Source organism: Humibacillus xanthopallidus (genome assembly GCF_006717145.1).
Taxonomy (GTDB): domain Bacteria; phylum Actinomycetota; class Actinomycetes; order Actinomycetales; family Dermatophilaceae; genus Humibacillus; species Humibacillus xanthopallidus.
In genome coordinates this window covers 645,127-669,471 of record NZ_VFQF01000001.1, presented here as the reverse complement: position 1 = coordinate 669,471, position 24,345 = coordinate 645,127, and the positions used below count along the sequence as shown (strand labels likewise).

At 70.6% G+C, this 24,345-nt stretch carries 19 protein-coding genes and 1 riboswitch; of the genes, 7 read left to right on the top strand and 12 right to left on the bottom strand.

What is annotated here, in order from left to right:
• The first annotated feature begins 116 nt into the window (after positions 1–116).
• Entirely contained in the window at positions 117–1,541 is a 1,425-nt protein-coding gene (gene glnA, locus FHX52_RS03005) for a type I glutamate--ammonia ligase (protein WP_141819784.1), read from the top strand.
• 147 nt (positions 1,542–1,688) lie between these two features.
• Here glnA and FHX52_RS03000 read toward each other — a convergent pair whose 3' ends face one another.
• The 3 genes from FHX52_RS03000 to FHX52_RS02990 form a co-directional block, all read right to left on the bottom strand.
• Entirely contained in the window at positions 1,689–2,861 is a 1,173-nt protein-coding gene (locus tag FHX52_RS03000; RefSeq protein ID WP_141819782.1) for an amidohydrolase family protein, read from the bottom strand.
• Between the two features lie 140 nt (positions 2,862–3,001).
• Positions 3,002–3,424: a DUF7144 family membrane protein gene (locus FHX52_RS02995; RefSeq protein WP_141819780.1), complete on the bottom strand. Its 423-nt coding sequence runs from the start codon at positions 3,422–3,424 to the stop codon at positions 3,002–3,004.
• A gap of 132 nt (positions 3,425–3,556) precedes the next feature.
• Positions 3,557–4,144, bottom strand: coding sequence for a C40 family peptidase (locus tag FHX52_RS02990; RefSeq protein WP_141819778.1), 588 nt, complete (start codon positions 4,142–4,144; stop codon positions 3,557–3,559).
• Positions 4,144–4,307: riboswitch (cyclic di-AMP (ydaO/yuaA leader) on the bottom strand. Its footprint overlaps the gene before it by 1 nt.
• 169 nt (positions 4,308–4,476) lie before the next feature.
• Between FHX52_RS02990 and FHX52_RS24640 the strand changes: the two genes are divergently transcribed.
• Both FHX52_RS24640 and FHX52_RS02980 read left to right on the top strand, forming a co-directional pair.
• The gene (locus FHX52_RS24640; protein ID WP_141819776.1) at positions 4,477–5,070 is read left to right on the top strand and encodes a DUF1810 domain-containing protein; all 594 of its coding nucleotides are present in this window, start codon (positions 4,477–4,479) and stop codon (positions 5,068–5,070) included.
• Positions 5,067–6,623, top strand: coding sequence for an MFS transporter (locus FHX52_RS02980; RefSeq protein WP_246069586.1), 1,557 nt, complete (start codon positions 5,067–5,069; stop codon positions 6,621–6,623). The genes FHX52_RS24640 and FHX52_RS02980 overlap by 4 nt, the downstream gene beginning before the upstream one ends.
• On the opposite strand, the gene FHX52_RS02975 is transcribed toward FHX52_RS02980, so the two are convergent.
• The 4 genes from FHX52_RS02975 to FHX52_RS02960 all read right to left on the bottom strand — a co-directional run bounded on the left by FHX52_RS02975 (position 6,527) and on the right by FHX52_RS02960 (position 14,992).
• Entirely contained in the window at positions 6,527–7,873 is a 1,347-nt protein-coding gene (locus tag FHX52_RS02975) for an MFS transporter (RefSeq protein WP_141819774.1), read from the bottom strand. The two genes, FHX52_RS02980 and FHX52_RS02975, sit on opposite strands and share 97 nt — an antisense overlap.
• Complete coding sequence (locus FHX52_RS02970; protein ID WP_141819772.1) at positions 7,870–10,902, bottom strand: bifunctional [glutamine synthetase] adenylyltransferase/[glutamine synthetase]-adenylyl-L-tyrosine phosphorylase; 3,033 nt, start codon at positions 10,900–10,902, stop codon at positions 7,870–7,872. Before FHX52_RS02970 ends, FHX52_RS02975 begins: the two co-directional genes overlap by 4 nt.
• Before the next feature lie 81 nt (positions 10,903–10,983).
• Positions 10,984–12,321: a glutamine synthetase family protein gene (locus FHX52_RS02965; RefSeq protein WP_141819770.1), complete on the bottom strand. Its 1,338-nt coding sequence runs from the start codon at positions 12,319–12,321 to the stop codon at positions 10,984–10,986.
• A gap of 337 nt (positions 12,322–12,658) precedes the next feature.
• Positions 12,659–14,992 (bottom strand): immune inhibitor A domain-containing protein, encoded by a 2,334-nt coding sequence (locus FHX52_RS02960; protein WP_246069585.1) that lies wholly within the window; start codon positions 14,990–14,992, stop codon positions 12,659–12,661.
• 278 nt (positions 14,993–15,270) lie between these two features.
• On the opposite strand from FHX52_RS02960, the gene panB reads away from it, so the two are divergent.
• A complete protein-coding gene (gene panB, locus FHX52_RS02955) occupies positions 15,271–16,185 on the top strand; it encodes a 3-methyl-2-oxobutanoate hydroxymethyltransferase (protein WP_141819768.1) in 915 nt (304 codons plus the stop codon).
• Between the two features lie 24 nt (positions 16,186–16,209).
• Here panB and FHX52_RS02950 read toward each other — a convergent pair whose 3' ends face one another.
• A complete protein-coding gene (locus FHX52_RS02950) occupies positions 16,210–16,416 on the bottom strand; it encodes a methionine aminopeptidase (RefSeq protein WP_141819767.1) in 207 nt (68 codons plus the stop codon).
• Between the two features lie 93 nt (positions 16,417–16,509).
• Here FHX52_RS02950 and map point away from each other — a divergent pair, with 93 nt between their 5' ends.
• Both map and ppgK read left to right on the top strand, forming a co-directional pair.
• Positions 16,510–17,373, top strand: a complete 864-nt coding sequence (gene map / locus FHX52_RS02945; protein WP_141819765.1) for a type I methionyl aminopeptidase — start codon at positions 16,510–16,512, stop codon at positions 17,371–17,373.
• Between the two features lie 78 nt (positions 17,374–17,451).
• The gene (gene ppgK / locus FHX52_RS02940; RefSeq protein ID WP_141819763.1) at positions 17,452–18,228 is read left to right on the top strand and encodes a polyphosphate--glucose phosphotransferase; all 777 of its coding nucleotides are present in this window, start codon (positions 17,452–17,454) and stop codon (positions 18,226–18,228) included.
• Positions 18,229–18,242: 14 nt separating this feature from the next.
• Here ppgK and FHX52_RS02935 read toward each other — a convergent pair whose 3' ends face one another.
• From FHX52_RS02935 to FHX52_RS02925, 3 genes are read right to left on the bottom strand one after another with little or no spacing between them, the layout of a single operon-like run.
• Complete coding sequence (locus FHX52_RS02935) at positions 18,243–19,814, bottom strand: hypothetical protein (protein ID WP_141819761.1); 1,572 nt, start codon at positions 19,812–19,814, stop codon at positions 18,243–18,245.
• Entirely contained in the window at positions 19,790–20,629 is an 840-nt protein-coding gene (locus tag FHX52_RS02930; protein ID WP_141819759.1) for an ABC transporter ATP-binding protein, read from the bottom strand. Before FHX52_RS02930 ends, FHX52_RS02935 begins: the two co-directional genes overlap by 25 nt.
• A 13-nt stretch (positions 20,630–20,642) precedes the next feature.
• On the bottom strand, positions 20,643–21,296 hold the full coding sequence (locus tag FHX52_RS02925; RefSeq protein ID WP_141819758.1) for an MBL fold metallo-hydrolase: 654 nt from the start codon (positions 21,294–21,296) through the stop codon (positions 20,643–20,645).
• Positions 21,297–21,440: 144 nt separating this feature from the next.
• Between FHX52_RS02925 and FHX52_RS02920 the strand changes: the two genes are divergently transcribed.
• The gene (locus tag FHX52_RS02920; RefSeq protein WP_141819756.1) at positions 21,441–23,222 is read left to right on the top strand and encodes a hypothetical protein; all 1,782 of its coding nucleotides are present in this window, start codon (positions 21,441–21,443) and stop codon (positions 23,220–23,222) included.
• Positions 23,223–23,282: 60 nt separating this feature from the next.
• Here the strand turns inward: FHX52_RS02920 and FHX52_RS02915 are convergent, their stop codons facing one another.
• Positions 23,283–24,308 carry an aldo/keto reductase gene (locus FHX52_RS02915; RefSeq protein WP_141819754.1) on the bottom strand — a complete coding sequence of 342 codons (1,026 nt, stop codon included), beginning with the start codon at positions 24,306–24,308 and terminating at the stop codon, positions 23,283–23,285.
• Positions 24,309–24,345: the final 37 nt, after the last annotated feature.

Below are 24,345 nucleotides of genomic sequence, written 5' to 3'. Positions count from 1 at the left end.
TAATCGGGCCTCGCTAGGGTCATCCCTGACAGCACGAGGCCGTCGGTCACTCCCCCGCGCGATGTGACGCGCGGCGGAACCCCACCGACGACCTCGACTCACATTCAGGAGGTTGGATGTTCAGCTCAGCCGACGAGGTCCTTGCATTCATCAAGGACGAAGACGTCAAGTTCGTCGACATTCGGTTCTGCGATCTGCCCGGAGTCATGCAGCACTTCAACGTGCCGGCAGAGTCGGTCGACGAGGACTTCTTCAGTGTTGGCCAGATGTTCGACGGATCCTCGATCCGCGGCTTCCAGGCGATCCACGAGTCCGACATGAAGCTCGTCCCCGACCCCGCCACCGCGTTCATCGACCCCTACCGGGCCGAGAAGACGCTGGTCATGAACTTCTCGATCCTCGACCCCTTCACCGACGAGCGCTACAGCCGCGACCCGCGCAACATCGCGACGAAGGCCGAGGAGTACCTCAAGTCCACCGGCATCGCCGACACCGCCTACTTCGGTGCCGAGGCGGAGTTCTACGTGTTCGACGACGTGCGCTTCGAGACCAAGTCCAACGCCGGGTACTACTACATCGACTCCATCGAGGCCGCGTGGAACACCGGTCGCGAGGAGGAGGGCGGCAACAAGGGCTACAAGACCCGTTACAAGGGTGGCTACTTCCCCGTCTCGCCGGTCGACCACTTCGCCGACTTCCGCGACAAGATCTGCCTCGAGCTCAAGGAGGTCGGTCTCAACGTCGAGCGCAGCCACCACGAGGTCGGCACCGCGGGTCAGATGGAGATCAACTACCGCTTCAACACGCTGCTCCACTCGGGCGACGACCTCATGAAGTTCAAGTACGTCGTCAAGAACTCCGCCTGGGCGCAGGGTCACACCGCGACCTTCATGCCGAAGCCGCTCTTCGGTGACAACGGCTCGGGCATGCACACGCACCAGTCGCTCTGGAAGGACGGCGAGCCCCTCTTCTACGACGAGCGTGGCTACGGCGGTCTGTCCGACCTCGCGCGCTGGTACATCGGCGGCCTGCTCAAGCACGCCCCGTCGCTGCTCGCCTTCACGAACCCGACGGTGAACTCCTACCACCGCCTGGTCCCGGGCTACGAGGCGCCGGTCAACCTCGTCTACTCCGCCCGCAACCGTTCGGCCTGCGTCCGCATCCCGATCACGGGCACCTCGGCGAAGGCCAAGCGCATCGAGTTCCGCGTTCCCGACCCGTCGGCGAACCCGTACCTCTGCTTCGCCGCCCAGCTGATGGCCGGCCTCGACGGCATCAAGAACCGCATCGAGCCGCCGGAGCCGGTCGACAAGGACCTCTACGAGCTGCCGCCCGAGGAGCACGCCGCCATCCAGCAGGTTCCCGGCTCGCTGCCGGAGGTCCTCGACGCCCTCGAGGCCGACCACGCCTACCTGCTCGAGGGTGACGTCTTCACCGAGGACCTCATCGCGACGTGGATCGACTACAAGCGCAAGAACGAGGTCGACCCGATCCGCTTCCGTCCGCACCCGCACGAGTTCGAGATGTACTACGACATCTGATCGACCGTCGGCGTCCTGCGCCATCGGAGCACGACCCTGAAGCGGCGGCTGGCCTGCACGGTGTCCTCGGACACCGCGCGGCGTCAGCCGCCGTTTCACGCTCCCGGCCCGAATCCCCTCCGGCCCGCGGCCGCCAGGGGTCAGGCGTCAGGCGCCGACGAGCACGTCGATGCCGCGCCGGAGGACCCGCACGGGCCTCGACAGCGCACCGGGGTCCACGTCGAGCCGGCCATCGACGGCGAGCAGGTCGGCCGCGCGACCGGGCAGCAGCCTTCCTGCCTCGTCGCCGATCGCGAGGGCGTCGGCTGCGCGCGACGTGCACATCGTGAGCGCCTGCGCCGTCGGCACCCCGACCATCTCCCCCACCTGCAGCACCGCAAGAACGAGCACGTCGTGTGGCTTCGGTGGGCCGATGCCGGCATCGGTCGCAAGCACGCAGCGCACACCCCCGCCCAGCATCGCCCCGACGTGAGCGAGCAGCGCCGGCATCCGAGCTGCGATGGCCGGAACCATGGGCCCGGGCAGCGATCCGGCCGTCAGCACGACCGGCGTTCCGGATGCAGCGAGCCTCTCGATGAGGGCCGGATCCTGCGCGATCCCCTCAGCGGTCATGAACGTGCAGTGCTCGATTGTGTCGACGCCGGCGTCGAGGGCATCGACGACCCCACCGGTGCCGTGCGCGTGCGCGGCCACGGGGAGCCCTCTGGCACGGGCCGCCTCGACGACGGCACGCAGCTCGGCGGCACCGAACTGCGACTCGTGGGGCAGTGACCCCGGCGTGACGTTGCCTCCGGTGGCCATCACCTTGATGACATCGACGCCCGAGTCGGCGAGGCGACCGACCGCGGCGACGAGCTCGTCCAGGTCGGAGCACTCGCCGCCGAGGAAGTGACAGTGCCCACCGACCGTCGTCAGCGCAGCACCCGCGGCGAGGACGCGCGGCCCCGACGAGGGGTCGCCCGCGAACTTGTCGCGCAGGTCGAGGGCCACCCTCCCCCGGGCCCCGAGGTCACGCACCGTGGTGATGCCGGCGGCGAGGGCGCGATTTGCGTTGGTGCTTCCTGTCTCGAGCAGCGTCGCGTCGTCGCTGGCCTCGTGCCATCCCAGCGGGTCGGGTGAGCAGCTCCAGCTGAGGTGCTGATGGGCGTCGATGAGCCCGGGCAGGAGCGTCGCCTCACCGAGGTCCTCCACGGGCACCGCGGACCCGTGCTCGCGGCACAACGACACCTCGGCGATGCGCCCGTCGTCGTCGAGCACGACGTCCACGGGCCCGATGAAGCGCTCGCCGTCGAACGCCTGGCTCGCTCGCAGCGCACGCATGGGGCCTCCCGCTCACCGTCGCTGGGTCGAGTGTCCTCCGGGGCCGACCGAGGGGTCAAGAACACGATGGATGACGCACACAGGGCGCGAATGCCTCTGTGGTGCAGAGGCATTCGCGCCCTGATCGCGGTCGGTTCCGCTCAGTCGCGGCCGAGGTCGGCCTTGGCCAGACCCCAGATGATGAAGACGTTGAGCGCGATGATGACGAGCGCCCAGATCGGGTAGTACGGCAACCACAGGAAGTTCGCGATCGCCGAGAGCACCGCCAGCCCGATGCCGACGGACCTGGCCACGATGTTGCCGGTCAGGATGGCGGCGCCGGCGACGGCGATGATGACACCGAGGATGAGGTGGATCCATCCCCACGTCGACGCGTTGAAGGTGAAGACGTAGGTGGGGCCCTTGATGAGGAAGTCGGTGCCGTTGACGATGGCGGCGAGACCCTCCACCGCCTGGAAGATGCCGACCATGAGCATGAGGCAGGCGGCAAAGGTGCTGGCTCCGACAGCCCAGGCCGTGCCGGTCGCCGGCTTCCCGGATCGACGTGACGTTGAGTCGGTCATGACAGTCCTCCTGAGGGGGTGGGGTGGTGATGCTCTCGACGCTAGGCGCGCGACAGCTCGGCCACGACACCCGAAAAAGATGACTTTCGCGCCCCAGCCGCCTGCCCCTCGGGCTCTCGCGTCCTCAGCTGCTCACCGGACGCGCCCGGCGACCCAGGCCCTCGTCCAGATGGTCGAGAGCTGCACGCGCTGGCCGGGTCGCGGTGAGTGCCAGATCTTGTTGCCGCCTGCATACACCCCGACGTGGTAGACGCGTCCGTAAGAGGTGAAGAAGACGAGGTCGCCCGGACGGATGCTGGACTTCGCGATGCGCACGGTGGCGAGCCGTTGCGCGCTCGCGGTGCGCGGCAGGTTCTTGCCGAGGCGCTTCTTGTAGACGTAGTAGACCAGGCCCGAGCAGTCGAAGGCGCTCGGTCCTGAGGCGCCCCAACGGTAGGGGTCACCCTTCTGTGCCGCGGCGATCCGCGTGGCCTGCAGGCCGAAGGTGGCGGTGACGAGGCTGGGGGCCGCGGTCGCGACGGACGGTGCGGCGGTGCTGGCCGCGGTGGCGGCGGTGGGAGCGACGGCGCTGCCGGTGGCAGCCAGCAGCCCTGCCGCGAGGAGCGGCGCGAGGACCCGTGACGGGGTCCGGGTGACCGTGCGAGAGACGGTGCGAGTGGTGGTGCGAGTGGTGGTGCGAGTGGTGGTGCAGGTGCTGCGTGAACGTGTCGAGGTGGACATGGGGTTCCTTCCCACGCCTGTGAGGTGAGCTGTCGGGTTCGGACGGAAGCTGCCCGGCCGCTGTCGCGGCTTCACCCCGAGGACCGGTGTGTCCCGGCCCGGATGTGGGTCCCCCACTCCTGCTCGATCTATCTCGGTGCTGCAGCGCCGGCGAGCAGGATTCGGCGCCCGACGCGCCGCGCGGGGTGGACCCCGCACGAGAACTACCCATCGACGGTAACGACATGATCACGGCTCAGTCCTGAAAACGGCAATCTTCACATCTGGGCGCAGTTGACCCGCGTCGCGCCCCCGCCCTCGCCTCGAGAGGCTCGGAGGGGTAGGAACAACTCATGACGGACCCCTTCGACCTCGAGCGATTCGTCCGAGCCCAGGAGGCGTCGGGCACCTACGAGAGAGCCCTCGCCGAGCTGCGCGCCGGCCGCAAGCTCAGCCACTGGATGTGGTTCGTCTTCCCGCAGGTCGCCGGGCTCGGTCGCAGCGCCACCGCCCAGAGGTATGCCGTCTCCGGCCTCCCCGAGGCCCGCGCCTATCTGGTCCACCCGGTGCTGGGACGACGCCTCGTGGAGTGCGCGCAGGCCCTCGACGACCTCGGCGAGCGCGACCCACAGCAGGTGCTCGGTGACATCGACGCGGTGAAGCTCCGCTCGAGCATGACCCTCTTCGAGCGCGCTGCCGCCGACGGCGCCGACGTCGCGGCCGGTGACGGCGCGGACGACGCGGACGACGCGGACGACGCGGACGACGCGGACGACGCGGACGACGCGGACGACGCGGACGACGCGGACGACGCGGACGACGCGGACGACGCAAACCAAGCCGAGAACGATCGCCCCGTCGCCGAGCTCTTCGGGCGGGTGCTCGACCACTACTTCGGCGGCCGGCGCGACGATGCCACCCTCGCCATCCTGGGCCGGGCGTCGTGACGGACGACCAGCCGACCCGAGTCCGGCAGCCCGAGGCCGAGGCGCCTGACCCCCGCCGGTGGCGGGCCCTCACCGTCTGCCTCGTGGCGGGCTTCATGACGCTGCTCGACGTCAGCATCGTCAACGTCGCGCTGCCCTCGATCCAGCAGGGTGTGGGCGCCTCGCCGAGCGACCTCCAGTGGATCGTCTCGGGGTATGCCCTGGCCTTCGGGCTCACGCTCGTCGGCGCCGGGCGGGTGGGCGATGTCGTCGGCAGACGCCCCGTCTTCATCGCCGGCGTCGTGCTCTTCGGCGTCGCCAGCCTCGCGTGCGGACTCGCTTCCAGCAGTGCGGTGCTCGTCGCGGCCCGGCTCGTGCAGGGCGCGGCGGGTGGCATCCTCAACCCGCAGGTCTCCGGCCTCATCCAGCAGATGTTCTCGGGCCGCGAGCGCGGCCGTGCCTTCGGCATGCTCGGCGCGACCATCGGCATCTCGACGGCAGTCGGGCCTATCGTCGGTGGGCTCATCATCAGCGCCCTCGGAGCCGAGGCCGGGTGGCGCTGGATCTTCTTCGTCAACCTCCCCATCGCGGTCGTCGCCGTGGTGCTGGCCAGGCGCTGGCTCCCCGCGCCACGCCGGGCCTCGTCAGCGCGTCTCGACCTCGACCCGGTGGGCGTCGTCCTACTCGGCGCCACGGTCCTGGCCCTGCTGCTCCCGCTCGTCGAGACGGGCCGCGGCTCTGGCGCGTCGGGGTCCGGGTCCGTCGCCATCCCCTGGTGGGTGGCGCTGATCGGCGGCGCGCTGGCCGTCGTCTTCGTCGCCTGGGAGCGCAGCTACACCCGGCGTGGACGCAGCCCCCTCGTCGACCTCGATCTTTTCCGCGTGCCGGGCTACAGCTCCGGGGCGATCGTCGGGCTCATCTACTTCGGCGGCTTCACCGGCATCTTCTTCGTCCTGACGATCTACTTCCAGGAAGCGCTCGGCTACACGCCCCTGCTGGCGGGGCTCGCGGTCACTCCGTTCGCAGCCGGCTCAGCCGTGGCCGCCGCGGTCGGCGGCTACCTCGTGGGCCGATTCGGCCGCCTGCTCGTCACGGTCGGGCTCACGACCGTGCTCGCCGGCCTCGTCGTCGTCGACCTCGTGCTCGCGCACGTCACCGGTCCTCGGCTCGGGTGGGCGCTTGCCGTGCCGCTGCTCATCGCCGGCATCGGCAGCGGTCTCGTCATCTCACCCAACGTCACGCTGACCCTGGCCGCCGTCCCTGTGCCGAGGGCGGGCACGGCAGGTGGCCTGCTCCAGACCGGTCAGCGCATCGGCACCGCCGCGGGCATCGCCCTCATCGGAGCGGTCTACTTCGCCGTGTCGGCGACGCACGACAGCACGAGAGGTGCCGTCTGGGCCCTGCGCGTGGCTGCGGGGCTCGTCGCCGTCGCCCTGCTCGCGAGCGGGCTCGACCTGCGCGCGCGTCGGGGCCCGGTTCACCCCACCCGCGACGACGACGCAGACGACGCAGACGAGGCCGACGAGGAGGCAGCCGGTGAGGGTGACGACACGGAGGTCGTGACCGGCGCGTAGGCACGGTCGACGGCCCTGCTGACCCGGTGGTGGGGCCACGTGAGGGCGAGCAGACCGACGAGCACGACTGTGATGGCAGCGCAGATGGCGACGGCGAAGTAGGGGTTGCCGGTGTGCCGGCCGAACCAGCCGGCCACGAGGAACGAGATGCCGGCTGCGGCGACCGACACCGAGCCGGCGAGGCTGAAGATCCTGCCGCGCAGCTCCGGCTGGGTCACCAGGGTGAAGGTCGCCTGCAAGGGCACCATGAAGGCCTGCAGGAGGCCGCTGACGACGAAGAGCGCCACGACGAGCCAGATCGGCGGGTGCAGCGCGAGAGCCAGCAACGGCACCGGCATCGCCAGCGCGAGCGGCACGATGAGCTGGTTCTGTCGCTGCACGTGCAGCCGCCCGATGAGCACGATGCCGAGGAAGGCGCCGACGATCGGTGCGGCCATGAGCACGCCGCCGAAGCCGCCCCAGCCGTTCTCGTTGGCGATCGGGATGGCCAGGGCCTCCGGGGCGGAGATGGCGAGGCCGGCGACAGCGCTGAGTGCGACGAGGCGGGCGAGCACCGGGTGGCCCGCCAGGTCGCGCGCCGCGGTCTGCAGGTCACGGGCGAAGCCGCGCAGCCCCCGCCCGCGAACCCCGGACACCGGCACGAGCGGCGCGACGACGAAGATGACGCTCGCAGCGACGAGGAAGGTGACGAGGTCGAAGACGAGGCCCACCCCCGACCCCACGAGGGCGACGAGCCCACCACCGATGGCGAGGCCGATCGCCTGGTTGAACTGCTCCGACATGGCGCCCAGACCCACGGCCCGCGCGTAGAGGTGACGGTCCTCGAAGAGGTCGGTGAGCAGCACCATGTTGGACGCCGTCGAGGCGCCCCCGATCGCCTCCAGCGCGAAGAGCACGATGAACAGGCCCCAGATCGGCGAGTGCGTCACCGTGAGGCCGATGAGACCGAGCACGCAGAGCGCCCGGAGCAGGTGCGACCAGATGAGCACCCACTTGTACGGGAAGCGGTCGACGATCGGCCCGACGAGACTGCGGCCGAAGAAGGTCGGCACGAGGCTGACGGCCAGCGTCGCCGCTGTCGCGAGAGGGGACCTGGTGCGCTCGTAGACGACGGCCGCGACGGTGACACGCGCGATGTAGTCGCCCCAGAGCGACAGCGCGTTCGCGATGAAGATGGGGAGGTAGTGCGGAGCCCGGAGGACGGCGGCATACGTCGGAGCGGTGCCGCTTCGCCCTTGGCTCGGAATCACGTGTTGACGCTACCCCCAGGTGGCGAGTCGTAAAAGTTGAAATCTGTGGCCTGCCTCGCACGCCGGGCCACGCGCCGCCAGAGCTCGCCGAGAGCGGACGCCTCACCGGCCGGGCGACCCATGATCCGGCCGATCCCCTCGGCATCGCGAAGGTCGGTCGGCACGCTCTCGACGGGGCGTCCGCGCCACAGCACACCGGCGTTGCGCATGAGGGAGCCGAAGCGCCACGCCTCGCGCAGGGCGCGGACGTCGTCGGGCGCCAGCAGGCCCGCGCTGCCCAGGGCCTCGAGGGCCGCCATGGTGCCGGTCACCCGCAACGCGGGCTTGGCATGGGCGTGCTCGAGCTGGAGCAGCTGCACGGTCCACTCCACGTCGGTGAGCCCCCCACGGCCGAGCTTGAGGTGCGTGTGCGGGTCGGCGCCGCGGGGCAGCCGCTCGGCCTCGACCCTCGCCTTGAGCGTGCGGATGTCGCGCACCTGCGTGGGCGTGAGCCCGTCCGCTCGGTAGCGGAGCGGGTCGATGAGGTCCGTGAAGTCGCGCGCGAGCGCCTCCGAGCCCGCGACGGGCGCGGCACGCAGCAGGGCCTGGAACTCCCACGTCAGGGCCCACCGCTCGTAGTACGTGCGGTAGGAGTCGAGGCTGCGCACCAGCGGGCCGTTCTTGCCCTCCGGCCGCAGGTCGGCGTCGAGGCTGACAGCCGGGTCGGGCCCGGTGCTCGACAGCTGTCGGGTCAGCTCCTGCACGACGGCGGTGACCCGGGCCTGCACCTCGGCCTCGGGCTCGCCCGGGTGTGGCCGGTGGACGAAGAGCACGTCGGCGTCGGAGGCGTAGCCGAGCTCACCGCCACCGAGGCTCCCCATCCCGACGACGAGCACCTCGCCACCGAGCGGTCGCTCCTCGCGCCGCTCGAGGTCGGCGATGGCGGCGCCCAGCGATGCCTCGATCGTTGCAGCCGTGAGGTCGGTGAGGGCCGACCCCACTCCCTTGAGGTCGATCGTGCCGAGCAGGTCGGCCAGCGTCACGCGCAGCAGCTCGTGCCGGCGGATCGTGCGCACGGCCGCGATCGCCTCGGCCACGGTGTCGCGCCGGCCGGCGGCCGACCGCATCGTCGACACGAGCGCCTCGCGGCTGCGGGGCTTCAGCCCGTTGGGGTCACCCAGCATCGAGACGCTCTCGGGTGACCGCGCGAGGAGGTCGGCGGCATACCGGCTGCGCGCCAGCGCGTGTGCGAGACGCTCGGCCGCGCGGCCCTCGTCGCGCAGCATCTTGAGGTACCAGTGCGTCGAGCCCAGCTCGTCGGAGACCCGGCGGAAGGACAGCAGGCCCGCGTCGGGGTCGGCCTCGTCGGCGAACCAGCCGAGCATGACGGGCAGCAGGGTGCGCTGGATGGCGGCGCGGCGGCTGACCCCGGTCGTCAGGGCCTCGATGTGGCGCAGCGCGCCGGCGGGGTCACGGAAGCCGAGGGCGAGCAACCGCTGCCGGGCCGCGTCGGGCGACAGTCGTACCTCGCTCGGTGTGAGCTTCGCGGCGGCGGCGAGCAGCGGCCGGTAGAAGAGGCGCTCGTGGAGGCGGCGCACCTCACGCGCCGATGCCTGGCGGTCGGCGACGACGGCCTCCTGCGGCTTCGTGCGGTGCCCCATCGCGCGCCCGAGCCGACGCAGCTCCGGCTCCGCCACGGGCATGAGGTGGGTGCGGCGCAGCCGGTGCAGCTGGATGCGGTGCTCGAGGCAGCGAAGGTGACGGTAGGCGTGGTCGAGGATCGCGGCATCGTCGCGCCCGACGTAGCCGTTGCGGGCCAGGGCGCTCAGTGCCTCGAGGGTCGTCGCCGAGCGCAGCGACTCGTCGCTGCGCCCGTGGACGAGCTGGAGCAGCTGCACACTGAACTCGACGTCGCGCAGGCCGCCGGGCCCGAGCTTGAGCTGGCGCGCCGCCTCGCCCGCGGGCACGTGCTGCTCGACGCGCCGCCGCATCGCCTGCACGTCCTCGACGAAGTTCTCGCGGCTGGCCGCCGCCCACACCATGGGCGAGATCTCGGCCTTGTAGCGCAGCCCGATCTCCTTGTCGCCTGCGGAGACCCACGCCTTGAGCAGCGCCTGGAACTCCCACGTCTTGGCCCAGCGCTCGTAGTACGCCTTGTGGCTGCTGATGGTGCGCACGAGCGGGCCGTTCTTGCCCTCAGGCCGCAGGGCAGGGTCGACGGGCCACAGGGTGCCCTCCGACGTCGGGGTCGAGCAGGCCCGCATCGTCGCCGTCGCGAGCGACGTGCCGATGCGCAGGGCGGTGTCCTCGTCGACCCCGTCGGCGGGTTCCGCGACGAAGATGACGTCGACGTCGCTGACGTAGTTGAGCTCACCGCCGCCCGTCTTGCCCATTCCGATGATCGCGAGGCGGCACTGCTCGTGCCCGGGTCCGTGCTCCTCGCGCGCGATCGCGAGGCCCGCCTCGAGCGCGCCCTCGGCGAGCTCGGCCAGCGCCTCGCCGACCGCGGGCATCGACGCGATCGGGTCGGGCGCCGTCAGGTCGAGCGCCGCGATGCGCATGAGGCCGCGGCGGTAGGCGACGCGCAGCGCGTCGTAGGGTCGCACGTCGCCCCGCTCGGTCGTGACGGCCCGCACGAGCTCCTCGCGCACGCGCTCTCCCGTATGCCGCGTGGCCCGTGACGCGTCGAGCCAGTGCTCCGGGTGCCGCACGAGGTGGTCGACCAGGGCCGTGGACCCGCCGAGGACGGCGAGCACGCGGTCGCGCGACTGGCCGGGGGTGACCAGGTCCTGGCAAAGGGCGGTGATGCCCCACTCGGGGTCGTCGTCGCGACGCGCGAGCGACTCGAGCACGCGCACGAGGGCGAGCAGCGCCTCGTCGGGGTCGGCCGTGTCACCGATGGCCCCGACGACCTCGTCGACCTGCCCGTCGGGGATGACCGAGCGCAGCGGCAGGAGTGCCGCGTCGGCGAGGAGCCCGACCGCCCGCTCGGCGTCGGCGAAGCCGAGACGGGCGAGGGCGCCGGTCGTGGTCGTCGTGCGCGATGACATCGGTGTCACGTCCTGCCGTCGTCGGGAGTCAGACCGCTGCGCCGGAGCGCCTCAGAGTGACTCAGAGTGACTCACTGTGACTCAGAGACGCGGGAGGTAGCGGTCGAGCTCGAACTGGCTGACCTCGTGCCGGTAGTCCTGCCACTCCTGCCGCTTGTTGCGCAGGAAGAAGTCGAAGACGTGCTCACCGAGGATGTCGGCGACGAGCTCGCTCTCCTCCATCACCTCGAGCGCGCGCCCGAGCGAGCTGGGCAGCGGCTTGATCCCCATCGCCCGGCGCTCGCCGTCGGTGAGGCTCCAGACGTCGTCCTCGGTCTCGGGAGGCAGCTCGTAGCCCTCCTCGATGCCCTTGAGGCCGGAGCCGAGCAGCACCGCGAAGGCGAGGTAGGGGTTGCACGCGGCGTCGAGCGAGCGCACCTCGATGCGCGTCGACTGGCCCTTGTTCGGCTTGTGCATCGGCACGCGCACGAGCGCGGAGCGGTTGTTGTGCCCCCACGTCAGGTGTGCAGGAGCCTCTCCCCCGCCCCAGAGGCGCTTGTAGGAGTTGACCCACTGGTTGGTGATGGCGGTGGTCTCGGCGCCGTGGCGCAGCAGCCCGGCGATGAACTGCCGCCCGACCTTGCTCAGCTGGTAGGGCGCGCCCGCCTCGTAGAACGCGTTGGCGTCGCCCTCGAAGAGGGAGAGGTGCGTGTGCATGCCGGAGCCGGGGTGCTCCGAGAAGGGCTTCGGCATGAAGGTCGCATAGATGCCCTGCGTGAGCGCGACCTCCTTGACGACCGTGCGGAAGGTCATGATGTTGTCGGCCGTGCTGAGGGCGTCGGCGTAGCGCAGGTCGATCTCGTTCTGCCCGGGCGCGCCCTCGTGGTGGCTGAACTCGACCGAGATGCCCATGTTCTCGAGCATCGTGATCGCTGCGCGCCGGAAGTCGTGGCCGGTGCCGTGGGGCACGTGGTCGAAGTAGCCGGCGTCGTCGACGGGCACCGGCCGCCCGAGCGGGCCGCGCTCCTGCTCGAGGAGGAAGAACTCGATCTCCGGGTGCGTGTAGAACGTGAACCCGAGGTCGGCCGCCTTGGTAAGGGCCCGCTGGAGCACGTGCCTCGGGTCGGCGAAGCTCGGCGCGCCGTCGGGCAGCTGGAGGTCGCAGAACATGCGGGCAGTGCCGGGCGGGTCTCCGCGCCAGGGCAGGATCTGGAAGGTCGCGGGGTCGGGCTTGGCGAGCATGTCGGCCTCGTAGACCCGGGTGAGGCCCTCGATGGCCGAGCCGTCGAAGCCGATCCCCTCGGCGAAGGCACCCTCGAGCTCCGCCGGCGCCACTGCCACGGACTTGAGCGTGCCGAGCACGTCGGTGAACCAGAGACGGACGAAGCGGATGTCGCGCTCTTCGATCGTGCGCAGCACGAACTCTTCCTGACGGTTCATGTGTCGATCCTGCCGCATCGCTGTTTCGCGCATGTGACGACACCCGTTGTTTTGGGACGACACCCCTGCCGTATGCCGTCCGGCACGCGAACGACCCCCGGGTGACCTTGGTCCCGGGGGCCGTTCGTTGCACTGCTGGGGTCAGGCGATCCGCCGTGTCACGGCGCCGGGTTGACGACCCGGACCTTCATGTTCTCGGCGTGGTTCGACGTCGAGGTGACGGTCATCCGGACACCTGCGCGGGCGACCTTGGTCGAGCCCATCGGGTTCGACGCGCCGGACGCGAGAGGGCCCCCGAGATGATCTCGGGAGCCCTCTCGTCCAGTCGACCGTCAGGTCACTTGAACGTGACCTTGACCTGCAGCTCGTTGCCGCCGTCGGCCGTCTTCGTGACCGCCATCCGCGTGCCCGAGCCGGCCACCTTGGTGGACGCCCACGGGTTTGCGGCGGACCAGTAGCGGTCCTGGACCGAGTCGTCGAACGTCGGGATCGCCGGCGACGACGCGACCTTGGTCGCGACGCCCTTGCGGTGGAAGGTCACCGCGTCGGTGGCCTCCTGGCCGAAGGTGGCGTCGAACGGCTGGCGGCGGTTGCCCAGCATCGTCTGCGTGCCGTCGGCGTTGTTCAGCATGATCGGCGCGGGGCGTGCGTCGACCGGCAGGACGAGGCCGCCTCCAGGGTGAGCCTTGGTGTTGTTGTTCGTGTACTCACCGTTGCTGAACCAGACGAGCAGACCGTTCTGGTACGGGAAGCGCTCCACCCAGTCGGGCCGGTCGCTGAAGCCGAAGTTGTACGGACCCGTCTTGAGGGTCGCGTCATAGCCGCTGTAGACGCGGTTCTCGGCGTAGTAGACGTCCTGGACCTGCTTGGTCGTCGTCCCGTTGATGATCGAGAATCCCTTGGCCGCCCAAGACCCGGCGCCACTCTCGACACCGTCGACCGCACCGGCGACACCGTCGGTCTTGACCGACACGTCGTCGATGAAGGCCTCGCTCGAGACACCACCGTCCGTGGCAACGCGGAAGCGGAACTGCACCGACTTGCCGGCGAAGGCCGAGAGGTCCCACGAGGTCTGCGCCCAGTCGAACTTGCCGCTGACCGGCGTCCCGACCTGAGTCCAGCTCGCGCCGTTGTCGGTCGAGACCTCGCCGTAGAGGAAGTCGTAGCCCTTCTCGAGGTTGCCCTGCACCCAGGCGTCGACCGAGGCCGACGTCTTGGCGCCGGTGAGGTCGACGGTGCGACCCAGCGTCGAGTTGAGGTTGTCGCCGAAGCCGCTCCACCACTCGCCCGTGCCCGCGTGCGGGGTGTTGCGCTTGGCGGTCACGGTGCGCTCCGGCAGCGGGACGACGAGAGCCTGGACGGACCCGCTCTTCGTGGCCTTGTCGGCCTGGCTCAGCTTGACCGTCATGTCGGTGCCGTGGGGCACGACCTTGTAGTCGAGCCAGCCGAGCTGCAGCTTCTCCCACGCGCCCATGTAGCCGGGCGTCGAGCCGATCGAGTCGGTGCCGTGGTTGAGCCACGAGCCGCCGCTCATGAGCGTCCAGAAGGCGGTGCTGTTGTCGCCGCCGGCGGTGTCGTACAGGTCGGGCAGGCCGAGGTCGTGACCGAACTCGTGCGCGAACACGCCGAGGCCGCCGTTCTCGGGCTCGGTCGTGTAGTCACCGATCCACATGCCGGAGTCGCCGAGCTGCACGCCACCGAGCTTGTTGTTCGACGGGCCGGTCTTGCCGGCGTCGGTGGAGTAGGCGTACCAGCGGTGCGACCAGATGGCGTCCTCGCCTTCGTTGCCGCCACCGGCCTCCTCGCCCTCACCGGCGTGGATCGCCTGGAAGTGGTCGATGTAGCCGTCGGGCTCGTTGAAGTTGCCGTCGCCGTCGTAGTCGTAGCGGTCGACCTTGTCGAACTGTGCGAGGTAGGCCTTGATGTCGGCGTCGCTCTTGCCCGCGGCCTTCTGGGACGTGTACCAGGCCGTGGCAGTGTCCTGGATGTAGCTCCAGTAGCCGTCGGACTCGCTCGTGCCGTCGGTGGGATTGCCCTCGTCGTCGGTCGCCGGGTTGTGGCCGTAGCGCGCCTCGTTGTAGGGCACGGTCACCCAGTTGGAGACGTCGCCCTTGGCGAGGAAACGGCCGTTGCTCTGCTTCTGGTAGAAGTCGCGGAACGACTCTCCCGGGCCGAACATCATGTCGAGGTAGTGGTCGCGGTTGAAGTCCTTGACCCAGTACGTCGAGTTGTCGTCGGTCTTGCTGCCGTCCCAGACGCGGTCGGGCTGCGCGATCTGGTTGTGCACCGGTCCGGGCGTGCCGCCCTGGGTCGGCATCGTCTGCGTGCCGAAGTCGGTGAGGATCGTGAAGATGTCCTCCTCACGGTTCACGGGGTAGTTGACGTACTTCGACTTGCCCGCCTTGCCGTTCTTGGCGGTCGTCTTGACCTCGATGACGCGGTTGCCGTTGATCGTCTTCGTCGTCGCCTCGCCCTTGATGAGCTTGGTGACGGCATCCTTGGTCTTGGCGGCCTGCGCATCGGCCAGGGGGTTGGGCAGGTTGTCGGGGCGCGAGGCCTGCGCGGCAGCGGGGTCTCCGCTGACCGGGGCCGGTGCCGCCGGCGTTGCCTGAGCCTGCATCGGGGCGGTGAGGCCGGTGACGACGAGCGCCCCCACGGCCAGCCCGGACACAGCGCTACAGTGACGCTTGTTCAAGATCTGTCCTCCTGATGAATCCGGCGCCGATCGGCGCCTCAGGTATGACAGCACAGATGCACGACAAAATGAGGATTGCGTGTGAATGCGATGTAAAAACTTGTGACACAAGCCTTTTCGGCCGAAGAACCTTAAAGACGGGGTAAATTCTTGCAGCCGTCGCGTCTGAGCCCGCAATCCACGGGTAGGGCTCTTTCCCGCTCCGCCGAACCACTGGAGCGGCACGGAGGGGGGCCACCGCTAGCATCGGCTCCATGAGCGCTCAGGCACCCGAAGAGCCCAACCCCTACGGATCCGCGAGCCGGCCGCCCGGTGACCGTCCGGCCTCGGAGGGCGCCTCGGCGAGCGACGCCGGCACCGTGCCACTCCCCCGGCGGGTGCGCATCCCCCATCTTCAGGCCATGAAGGCCGAGGGCCGGAAGTGGGCGATGCTCACGGCCTACGACATGTATGCCGCCCAGATCTTCGACGAGGCCGGCATCCCGGTGCTGCTCGTCGGTGACTCCGCGGGCAACAACGTCTACGGCTACGAGACGACGGTGCCGGTGACGCTCGACGAGATGGTGCCGCTCGTGCGTGCCGTCTCCTCCGCTGCGCACCGCGCGCTCGTCGTCGCGGACCTCCCCTTCGGCTCCTACGGCGCCTCCGTCGAGCAGGGTTTCGCCAGCGCCGTGCGCCTCATGAAGGAGGGGCTCGCCCAGGCGGTCAAGCTGGAGGGCGGCAGCCCGATGGTGCCGCTCATCCGGGCCCTCACCGACGCCGGCATCCCCGTCATGGCGCACCTGGGCTTCACGCCGCAGAGCGAGCACCAGCTCGGCGGCTACCGCGTGCAGGGCCGGGGCGACGCCGCCGACGAGCTCATCGCCGAAGCCCGTGCCGTGCAGGACGCCGGCGCCTTCTCGGTCGTCCTCGAGATGGTGCCCGCACCCGTCGCCGCCCGCGTCACCGAGACGCTCTCGATCCCGACCATCGGCATCGGTGCCGGGGCGGGCACCGACGCGCAGGTGCTCGTCTGGAGCGACTTCGCCGGGCTGCGCAGCGGCAAGTCTCCCCGCTTCGTCAAGAAGTACGCCGACCTGCGCACCACGCTCATCGACGCCGCGCAGGCGTATGCCGCCGACGTCGAGTCGGGTGCCTTCCCCGCGGCCGAGCACTCGTTCGAGTCGTAGCGCCCGGCCGGTCGGGGTAGGCCGTCAGTCGTCCAGCTCGTCCTCGTCGCGGGCGGATCCGTCACGCCAGGCGCGGTCTGCGGCGTCCCACGCCTCCGTCTTCTTGTGGGCGGTGTCGAGCGCCGCTCTCGCCTCCGCCTCGGTGGCGTAGGGGCCGAGCACCTGCTCGCCACGGCTGCGGTTGTCGTCGGTCTCCACCTGGCCGGTGTCGACGTTGTACCAGAAGCTCACTGCGACTCCTCACATCTGCGCTGACGTCCTGACGGGTCCGGGTCGTGGGCTCGCTGCGCCGGGGCGCGGTCGCGACGACCTAGACTCCACCGTATGCCGTTGCTCCACGCCCCGGTGTCTCCGCACCCACTCAGCCCGCGCCGGTCCGTGCCCTCCTCGATCGCCCGGCCGCACTATGTCGACGTGCCCAACCCGCGCGAGGACGGCGACGCTCGCATCAAGGACGCCGAGACGGTCGAGCTGATGCGCGTCGCCGGACGGATCGCCGCGCAGGCGATGGCCGCCGCTGCGGAGCGCATCGCCCCCGGTGTGACGACCGACGAGCTCGACGCGGTGGCCCACGAGTTCATGCTCGACCACGGCGCCTACCCGTCTCCCTTGGGCTACAAGGGATTCCCGAAGTCGGTCTGCACGAGCGTCAACGAGGTCATCTGTCACGGCATCCCCGACGGCCGGGCGCTCGAGGACGGCGACATCGTCAACATCGACGTCACGGCATTCGTCGGCGGGGTCCACGGAGACACCGACGCGACCTACCTCGTCGGCGATGTCGACGAGGAGTCGCGGCTGCTCGTCGAGCGCACCCACGAGGCGATGATGCGCGGCATCCGCGCGGCCCGTCCGGGTCGCCAGATCAACGTCATCGGCCGGGTCATCGAGAGCTACGCGAAGCGCTTCGGCTACGGCGTCGTGCGCGACTTCACCGGCCACGGCATCGGCACGGAGTTCCACTCCGGCCTCATCGTGCCGCACTACGACGCCGCGCCGAACTACGGCACCGTCATCCAGGCCGGCATGACCTTCACGATCGAGCCGATGCTCAACCTCGGCACTCACGAGTGGCAGATGTGGGACGACGGCTGGACCGTCGTCACCCGCGACGGCCGGCGCTCGGCGCAGTTCGAGCACACCATCCTCGTGACGGACACCGGCAACGAGATCCTCACGCTGCCGTAGGCTCCTGTCGCCACACCCCGAGACGCCGGTCGCCGGCGGTCTCAGCGCACCCACACCTCGACAAGGAAGTTGCAGCTCATGGGCAAGAAGGGCAAGCCACTCGGCATCGACATCGGCGGCAGCGGCATCAAGGGTGCGCCCGTCGACCTCGAGGTCGGCGACCTCGCCGAGGCCCGCCTCAAGATCCTCACGCCGAAGCCGGCGACACCCGACGCCGTGGCCGAGGTCGTCGACCAGATCGTCGACCACTTCGCCGAGCAGACCGGTGGCTCCCCCATCGGCGTGACCGTGCCGGCCGTGGTCATCCGCGGCACCGTGCTGTCGGCCGCCAACATCGACCCCTCCTGGCGGGGCACCGACGCGGAGGCGCTCATCAAGGAGCACACCGGCCGCGACGTCACGGTGCTCAACGACGCAGATGCGGCCGGCATCGCCGAGCTGCACTACGGCGCCGCCAAGGGTGTGCAGGGCCTCGTCATCCTCACGACGCTCGGCACCGGCATCGGCACGGCCATCATCCACGACGGCGTGCTCGTGCCCAACTCCGAGCTCGGGCACCTCGAGATCGACGGTTACGACGCCGAGGACCGCGCCGCCTCGTCCGTCAAGGACGCCGAGGGCCTGTCGTGGAGCGAGTACGTCGAGCGGCTGCAGGTCTACTACGACACCATCGAGAAGCTCTTCTCGCCGGACCTCATCGTCGTCGGCGGCGGCATCTCCAAGGACAGCGAGAAGTTCCTGCCGCAGCTACGGCTGCGCTGCCCGATCGTGCCCGCCCTCCTGCGCAACCAGGCCGGCATCATCGGCGCCGCGCACCTCGCGGTCGACCGCGCCGAGGGCAAGGGCAGGGACTGACACCACCGCGTCGGTCAGGTGCGTCGCAGAGCGGCGAGCAGCTCGGGCCCGCGTCGTTCGAAGAGGCGGGCGCCGATGCAGATGCCGACGAGCGCCGCTCCGACCCCCAGCGCCATCCCGAGCACTGCGGTGGCCCACACCGCCCACACCTGCCCCTGCCAGCCGAGCCACGCGAGCACCAGCACCGGAGCCGCGACGACGGTCGTGCCGATGCTCGCGACGGTCTGGGCGAGCAGGGTGGCGCCGGCCGCGCCGGGGGGTGAGGCGAAGGGGCTCTCCCCCGACTCGGGCACGGGGTAGGGCAGCACGACGTTCATGACGCTCGAGAGGCCGTAGCCGGCCCCGAGCAGCGCCACCGACAGGCCGAGCAGCCCACCGACGAGGTCGAGGCGCTGGCCGAGCCCCGCACCGACGAGCGTGTATGCCGGCACGAGCAGGAGCGCGAGCAGCGCTGAGGAGATGAGGCGCCCCCGACGGTCGGCCACGCCCGGGGTGGCCGTGACGAGGTGGAGCCAGACCGCGTCGGAGTCGTAGGCCACCGCGTTGTGCTCGCCGAAGCCGAGCAGGAAGGCGACGAGGGGGCCCATGAGCAGGGGCGCCCAGAGCACGTCGCCGACGGTGAAGGGCACGAGGAGCAGCAGCGGCACGAGCGGGGTCGTGATGAGCGCGACCTGGAAGCGGGGGTCGCGCCGGTAGTAGGTGAGCACCCGGCCCGCCACCGCTCCACCCGGGGTGTCGGCCGTGCGGGCCAGGAGGCCGAGGTCGCCGTCGGCGGCGACACCGGCGTCGGAGCGCGCGACGGCGCGGGGGTTCTCCACCTGGTCGGCCACGGCCCGGGCCCACAGCCGCCCGACGACGTAGAGCGTCAGCGCGCCGAGCAGCAGACGTAGAAGGCCGATCACGACGTTGCCGGCGGCGATGTCGGTGGGCGCGGCCCACACCCAGCCGAGGGGGGTCCACCCGATGACGTCGGACAGCAGCGCGGCGGTGGACTTCGCATCGGAGCCGGAGCTGCCGATGAAGGCCACGAGCGGACCCGCGACGAGGAGCAGCAGCAGCCCCGCGATGGCCAGCCCGTCACGGCCGCGCCGTGACTGCAGAGCGCCGGTCGCGCGCGCCGAGACCCAGCGGCTCGTCGTCACGGCGGTCAGGACCCCGATGACGACACACATGAGCCCGACGACCGCGGACCCCGGCGTCATCGTCCACGCGACGAAGACACCGGCCATGACGACGCACGTCGCGATCGCCGGCAGGCCGATGAGGGCCGAGAGCGCAAGACCGATGGCGAGGTCACGGGTCGGCACGGCGAAGGTCGCGAACCGCGCAGGGTCGAGCGTCGGGTCCGAGCCGAAGGTGAAGAGCGGCACGATCGTCCAGAGCACGATCGTGCCGGCCCCGACGAGCGGGATGACGATGCGAGCGTCGTCGAGCGAGGTGCGCAACGACCCCAGCAGAACGGCCACCCCGACCACCGCGAAGGAGAAGTAGACGATGCCGGCGATGAGGCCGATCGTCTGGGCCCGGCTGCGCCGGAAGAGGTTTCGGAGAAGGAGGAGCTTCAGTCGGAGGAGGTGCGCAACCACGACAGGCCCTCCACCTCGACGCTGCCCCCGACCAGCTCGACGAAGCGCTCCTCGAGGGAGCGGCCGCTGCGCACGTCGTCGGTCTGCCCGACGGCCAGCACCTGCCCGTCGGCGATGACGGCGACGTGGCTGCACAGTCGCTGCACGAGATCCATGACGTGGCTCGAGAGCACGACCGTGCCTCCGGCTGCCACGTAGTCCTCGAGGATGCGTCGGATCGTGGCGGCCGAGACCGGGTCGACGGCCTCGAACGGCTCGTCGAGCACGAGCACCCGCGGGGCGTGCACGAGCGCGCAGGCCAGCGTCGTCTTCTTCGTCATGCCGGCCGAGTAGTCGACGACGAGCTTGCCCTGGGCCTCGGAGAGACCGAGCGCGGCGATGAGCTCGGTCGCCCGCGACGTCGCGAGGTCGCGTGGCATGCCGCGGAGGAGGCCGGCATACGTGATGAGCTGGAGACCGGTCAGCCGGTCGAAGAGCTTGAGCCCGTCGGGAAGCACCCCGAGCAGTCGCTTCGCCGCGACGGGGTCGGCCCAGACGTCGTGGCCCAGCACGAAGGCCTGTCCGCTGTCGGGCCGCAGCAGGCCCGTGACCATGGAGAGCGTCGTCGTCTTGCCGGCTCCGTTGGGCCCGACGAGACCGAAGAACGACCCGCGGGGCACGTCGAGGTCGATGCCCTTGACGGCGATGAGGTCACCGAAGCGCTTGCCGAGGGCCCGCATGGCGATGGCTGGCCCCTCGGTCGGAACACCTTGCGGCGCAGGTAGGTTCGCGAGAACACCAGGATCGTTCAACGACACTCCCCCGAGGTCTGTCATGGGTCGGTCACGCTCAGAAGGTCGCGGACTCGTCGTCACGCAGGTCAACGTAGTCGAGCCCGTCGACGCCCGAGAACTGCACGATGTGGCCGGAGTACATCCGCCGACCGGCCGTCGAGAGCAGCGCGTCGTGGATCGGGACGAAGACCTTGGGCGCGATGCGGGCGACGAACGCGATGGAGTCACGGCTCGCGGCCCAGGGGGCGTTGAGCGGGTGCGCGAGCACGTCGACCGGCCCCGGGTCGGCGTCGTAGGCGTCACCGGGGTGGAAGAGCGTGGGCTCGCCGTCGGCGCGCAGGACGACCCCGATGTTGGGGATGCGCGGCATCGCGGCGTGGTTGAAGGCGTGCAGCTCGCCGACGGGCTCCACCGTCACGTCGCCGACGGCGAACGGTTCCCCCTGCTTCGTGGGCAGGGCGGCCAGACCCTCGGCGCGGAGTGCCTCGGCGGTCAGCGGGTCGGTGTGCACCGGCGTGCCGGGGTTGGCCCGCACGAGCTGCGGGGCGCGCTCGGGGTCGAAGTGGTCGGGGTGGTTGTGGGTGACGATGATGGCGTCGAGACCCGTCAGCTGGTCGAAGCCTGCGGAGAAGTTGCCGGGGTCGATGAGGATCCGGCGGTCAGCCGACTCAACGAGCAGGCAGGCATGTCCGAGGTGAGTCACGCGCATGACCCCACCTAATCACGCGCACCGCGCGACGCGGCATACCTGCTGGCGGTCAAAGGTCCACGTGGCGACGCGGACCAGTGGCACACTCGCGTCAGCGGCGTGGGCCTGTCGGGGGCCGGCGCGAGGACGACGAGGTGGCACTGCGTGACGGAGGCGGCTGGGCTCGCAGACGACCTGGCGCTGCTGCGTGCCCACGAGCCGGTGCTGCGCCTGACCCAGGGCGAGTACTTCGTGCCGGTCGCCGTCGACGCCTACGTCGCCGGTGCGTCCCTCGTCGGCAACGAGGCCGGCACGAGCGAGGTGCTCGCCGTGCCGGGGTCCCTCACCCTCGACGAGCTCGCCCGTCGAGGCGCCGCCCACGACGGTCCGGGGTTGTCGCTCAGCGGCCTCACCGAGCCGGACTCGTGGTGGGGCCGCGTGCGGCGTCTGCTCCCGGGCCGGAGGCCGAGCTTCCGGCCCGGCAGCCGGCTGGCTCAGGTGGGCCTGCTCGGGCGCACCATCGACACCGTGAGCCGCGCCTCCCTGCTGCTGCGCGGCTCGGTGCCCGGCGGCAGTGCCGCGACGGCGTATGCCGTGCAGCGCGAGCGCCTGTCACCCGACCGCCCGACGTACTACGGCCGCGTCGTGCGCAGCGACGACTGGATCGTGTGCCAGTACTGGTTCTTCTACTCCTTCAACAACTGGCGCTCCGGTTTCTCGGGAGTCAACGAGCACGAGGCCGACTGGGAGCAGGTGACGATCTACCTCGACGGCACGGGCGCGATCGACGCCGACGGGCTGCCGCCGGCACGCTGGGTCGTCTTCTCGGCCCACGACGAGGTCGGCGACGACCTCCGCCGCCGGTGGGACGACCCCGACCTGTCGATCGTCGACGGACGTCACCCCGTCGTCTTCGCCGGCGCCGGATCCCACTCCGGCGCCTACCTGCCCGGCGACTACCTCATCACCATCGCTCCGCCGTCGCTCGGAGGCGTCGTGCCGGCAGTCCGGCGCATCGCCAAGATCTTCGCGCCTTGGGTGCGCGCGGCTCAGAGCGAAGGGCTCGGCATCCCCTACGTCGACTACGCCCGCGGCGACGGATCGGCGATCGGGCCGCAGCAGGAGCAGGCCTGGAACCCCGTCGTCATCGGCGAGGACACGCCGTGGGTGCGCGACTACCGCGGCCTCTGGGGCCACGACACCCAGGACCGGCTGGGCGGCGAGCGGGGCCCGGCGGGTCCCCGCTACGAGCGGGACGCCACGGTGCGGGCCTCGTGGGGTGACCCCGTCGGATGGGCGGGCCTCGCGAAGGTGGCGCCGGGCCCCGGCGCCGAGGCACGGCTCCTCGCGGAGCGCATCGACGACATCGACACCCAGGTGTTGGGCCTCGAGACCGAGGCCACACAGCTGCACCACACACTGACCTCGAGATCCGCGGGGCTGGGCCCGGACAGCCCCGCCGTTCGCGCCCTCGCCCCCGACGAGCTGACCCTCAGCACGCTGCGCATGCAGGCCGTGCACCTGCGCGACGAGCGGGGGCGCCTCGAGCGCGCCGCACGCGACGGGCTTCCGGTCGCCTCGCCCCACGCCCACCTGTCGCACCGTCGCACCCCGATCACCAGCAGTGATCGCACCCGCGACCGGGTGCTCGGGTTCTGGTCGGTCGTCAGCACGCCGATCGTCCTCTACCTGCTCTCCGGCCTCGTCGCGCCGGACATGACGGACCGGCCGGTCGCGACCGTGCTCGTCATCACCTTCGTACTCGGCGTCGAGGCCTTCGCCCGCGGCTACCTCGGCTCCTACCTGCTGCGCCTCGTCGCTCTGACCGTTCTCTTGACCCTGCTCGTCGACGTCGCCGAGAACTGGCAGGTCGTCACCTCCTGGGTGCTCCTCTCGGCCGCCGTCGTCGTCCTGCTCGTCAACCTGCGCGACGTGGTGAGACGCTGACGGGTGGTCCTGCCACCCGTCAGCGTCTGCGCGGCGATCCCCTGATCGGACCTGACGTCGTCAGGCGTCGATCGAGGAGAGGTCGCCGTAGCGCTCCCCCACGACCGCGTCGCGCGGCACGGCCGACTCGATGGCAGCGAGGTCGTCGGCGGTGAGGTCGACGCCCAGCGCTCCGACGTTCTCCTCGAGGTAGCGCACCCGCTTGGTGCCCGGGATCGGCACGACGTCGTCGCCCTGCGCAAGCACCCAGGCGAGGGCGAGCTGGCCCGGGGTCACGCTGTGGGCAGCCGCGATCTCGCGGATCTTGCCGACGAGCGCGAGGTTGGCCTCGAGGGCCTCGCCCTGGAACCGCGGGAAGTAGGGCGTGCGGCGGGAGTCGCCCGCCTCGAGGTCGTCCGCCGAGGTGATCGCCCCGGTGAGGATGCCGCGGCCGAGCGGCGAGTAGGGCACGAGCCCGATGCCGAGCTCGCGCAGGGTCGGCAGGATCTCGTCCTCGACGTGGCGGGTGAAGAGGGAGTACTCGGTCTGCAGCGCCGTGATGGGGTGCACGGCGTGCGCCCGGCGGATGGTGTCGACCGACGCCTCCGAAAGGCCGAGGTGACGCACCTTGCCCGCCGTCACGAGCTCGGCCATCGCGCCGACGGTCTCCTCGATCGGCACCGTCTTGTCGACGCGGTGCTGGTAGTAGAGGTCGATGTGGTCGACGCCGAGGCGCTGGAGGGAGGCCTCGGCAGCGGCGCGCACGTAGTCGGGGCGCCCGTTGATGCCGAGCCGCGTGCCGTCCTCGGCCCGCTCGTTGCCGAACTTCGTGGCGAGCACGACCTTGTCCCGGCGGCCCGCGACGGCCTTGCCGACGAGGCGCTCGTTCGTGAACGGACCGTACATGTCGGCCGTGTCGAGGAAGCTGACGCCGAGGTCGAGGGCGCGCTGGATGGTCGCGATGCCGTCGGCCTCCTGGCCGGTGCCGTAGAACTCCGACATGCCCATGCAGCCGAGCCCCAGGGCCGAGACGGTGAGCGGTGAGGCGGTGCCCAGAGTGCGTCGGGGTGTCGACGGGAATGGGGTGGAGGTGTCGTTGGTGGTCATGGTGTCGAGTCAAGACCTTCGAGCGCACTCCACGTCA

Bases quoted from the DNA above. Each gene is read 5' to 3' on its own strand.
- map (WP_141819765.1), top strand. From the start codon at position 16,510: ATGCCGTTGCTCCACGCCCCGGTGTCTCCGCACCCACTCAGCCCGCGC.
- FHX52_RS02990 (WP_141819778.1), bottom strand. From the start codon at position 4,144: ATGTCCACCTCGACACGTTCACGCAGCACCTGCACCACCACTCGCACC.
- FHX52_RS02925 (WP_141819758.1), bottom strand. From the start codon at position 21,296: ATGCGCGTGACTCACCTCGGACATGCCTGCCTGCTCGTTGAGTCGGCT.
- FHX52_RS03000 (WP_141819782.1), bottom strand. From the start codon at position 2,861: ATGCGTGCGCTGCGAGCGAGCCAGGCGTTCGACGGCGAGCGCTTCATC.
- FHX52_RS02970 (WP_141819772.1), bottom strand. From the start codon at position 10,902: ATGTCATCGCGCACGACGACCACGACCGGCGCCCTCGCCCGTCTCGGC.
- glnA (WP_141819784.1), top strand. From the start codon at position 117: ATGTTCAGCTCAGCCGACGAGGTCCTTGCATTCATCAAGGACGAAGAC.
- FHX52_RS02915 (WP_141819754.1), bottom strand. From the start codon at position 24,308: ATGACCACCAACGACACCTCCACCCCATTCCCGTCGACACCCCGACGC.
- panB (WP_141819768.1), top strand. From the start codon at position 15,271: ATGAGCGCTCAGGCACCCGAAGAGCCCAACCCCTACGGATCCGCGAGC.
- FHX52_RS02930 (WP_141819759.1), bottom strand. From the start codon at position 20,629: ATGACAGACCTCGGGGGAGTGTCGTTGAACGATCCTGGTGTTCTCGCG.
- ppgK (WP_141819763.1), top strand. From the start codon at position 17,452: ATGGGCAAGAAGGGCAAGCCACTCGGCATCGACATCGGCGGCAGCGGC.
- FHX52_RS02995 (WP_141819780.1), bottom strand. From the start codon at position 3,424: ATGACCGACTCAACGTCACGTCGATCCGGGAAGCCGGCGACCGGCACG.
- FHX52_RS24640 (WP_141819776.1), top strand. From the start codon at position 4,477: ATGACGGACCCCTTCGACCTCGAGCGATTCGTCCGAGCCCAGGAGGCG.
- FHX52_RS02965 (WP_141819770.1), bottom strand. From the start codon at position 12,321: ATGAACCGTCAGGAAGAGTTCGTGCTGCGCACGATCGAAGAGCGCGAC.